The 1,949-nt window shown below is 70.1% G+C and carries 2 protein-coding genes; one reads left to right on the forward strand and one right to left on the reverse strand.

The window, feature by feature from the left end:
* Window positions 1-204: enoyl-CoA hydratase-related protein (locus tag C1J01_RS47835; protein WP_181449374.1), on the reverse strand; the 204-nt coding region annotated here is incomplete at its 3' end.
* 262 nt (window positions 205-466) lie between these two features.
* Here C1J01_RS47835 and C1J01_RS47840 point away from each other — a divergent pair.
* A complete protein-coding gene (locus C1J01_RS47840; protein ID WP_235855160.1) occupies window positions 467-1,858 on the forward strand; it encodes an LCP family protein in 1,392 nt (463 codons plus the stop codon).
* Window positions 1,859-1,949 lie beyond the last annotated feature (91 nt).

A 1,949-nucleotide genomic window follows, 5' to 3' on the forward strand; every position in this document is an offset into this window, starting at 1 on the left:
GCCCAGGTCGGCTCCGGCGCAGAACGCCCGCCCCGCCCCGGTGACCACCACCGCGCGCACGTCGTCGTCGGCGTCGGCCTGGTCGAACGCCTCGATCAGCTCGGCGCGCATGGTGAGGGTGAAGGCGTTGAGCCGCTCCGGGCGCCGCAGCGTGATGGTGGCGATCCGGTCGGACACCTCGTACGCGATCTCAGAGAAGGCCATGACCGGAATCTTATTCGGTCACGGATGTTCACCCTCCGATAAAGACATATTTCGTATCTGCGGCGTAAGCTTCCGCCTCAATCCATGATTGATGCGGGGGCCTCGCCCTGCGGCCGCCCCCTGCCCTGCCGAACGGGAAACGCGGCCCGCGGTTCCCCTCGTGCGGCGGTGCTTACGTCTACGTTGGAACACACGGGGAAACGGGGAAGGCGTGCGGCAGGCAAAGGAACCGGGGAACACCGGAGCGATACTCGGGTGGCTGGTGCTGTCGGCACTCGCGCCCGGGGCCGCCCACCTGCGCGCCGGCCGGCGCAAGACCGGCCTCGTGCTGATCTCCTGCTACGCCGCCCTCCTGCTGGCACTGCTCGCCATCTGGCTGCTGAACGGGATCGACGCCCTGGCCGGCTCGCTCACCCAGGACTCCACGCTCGTGCCGATCATGGTCACCGCGGTCGTACTGGGCCTGGCGTGGTTCGCCCTGATCGTGCACTCGTTCGTCGTGCTGCGGCCCGGCCGGCTCCCCCAGGGCGGGCAGATCCTCACCGGCGTTCTCGCGGGGCTGCTCGCCGTGACGGTCGTGGCGCCGTTCGCCGTGGTCGGGCAGTACACGCTGGCCGCGAGGGACGCGCTCGACCGCATCTTCCAACCGGCGGCGCAGGAGCCGGGCGACCCGCCCGTGCCCGACCCCAAGCCCGAGGACCCGTGGGCGGGCCGCAAGCGGGTCAACATCCTGCTGCTCGGCGGCGACGCCGACGACAACCGGACCGGCGTCCGTACCGACAGCATGAACCTCGCCAGCGTCGACGTGCAGACCGGCAACACCGTGCTGTTCAGCCTGCCGCGCAACCTGGAGAACGTGCGCTTCCGGCCCGGCACCCCCATGGCCGAGCGTTTCCCGGACGGGTTCCGGCTGCCGGCCGACCCCGGCGGCGGGCGCAGCGACCTGCTCAACAGCGTCTGGGAGTACGCCGACGCCCACCCCGAGATCTTCGGCGGCAGGCAGCACCAGGGCGCCAAGGTGCTGATGGACACCATCGGCTACACCCTCGGCGTCAAGGTCGACTGGTACGCGCTGGTCAACATGTGGGGCTTCGCCCGGCTCATCGACGCCATCGGCGGTGTCACCATCACCGTCGAGCAGGACGTCGTCTTCGGCAAGTACAACGAGGGCCTGGTCAAGGCCGGCACCCGCAAGCTCAAGGGCGCCGACGCGATGTGGTACGCCCGCTCGCGCACCTACAGCGACGACTTCACCCGCATGCGCCGCCAGCGGTGCGTGCTCGGCGCGCTGCTCGAACAGGCCGACCCGGCGACGGTGCTGACCCGGTTCAACCAGATCGCGCTGGCCACCAAGGAGCTGATCAGGACCGACATCCCGCGGCCGATGCTCCGCCACCTCGTGCCGCTGGCCCTGAAGGTGAAGAACGCCGAGGTGACGAGCGTGCAGTTCGTGCCGCCGCTCATCAGCACCGGCTACCCCGACTGGGGCAAGATCCGCGACATCGCCGACAAGGCGTTGCGCGACTCGACCCGTACCAACCCGGTCGCCGCCTCCGCCACCCCGTCGAAGTCGCCCAAGAAGAAGAAGGCGGCCGCCCAGCCCCGCGACGACAACCCCGCCGAGAACCTCACCGAAGGCTGCGGCACCACCTGACCCACCGCATCACCCCACCTCGCCGCACGGAGCTGAGGTGGAGGGGGTGGGGGTCGGGGGTGAGAGAGAACCCGGCGGCCCGCTGTACTGG

This window comes from Nonomuraea aridisoli (assembly GCF_003236395.1).
GTDB lineage: Bacteria > Actinomycetota > Actinomycetes > Streptosporangiales > Streptosporangiaceae > Nonomuraea > Nonomuraea aridisoli.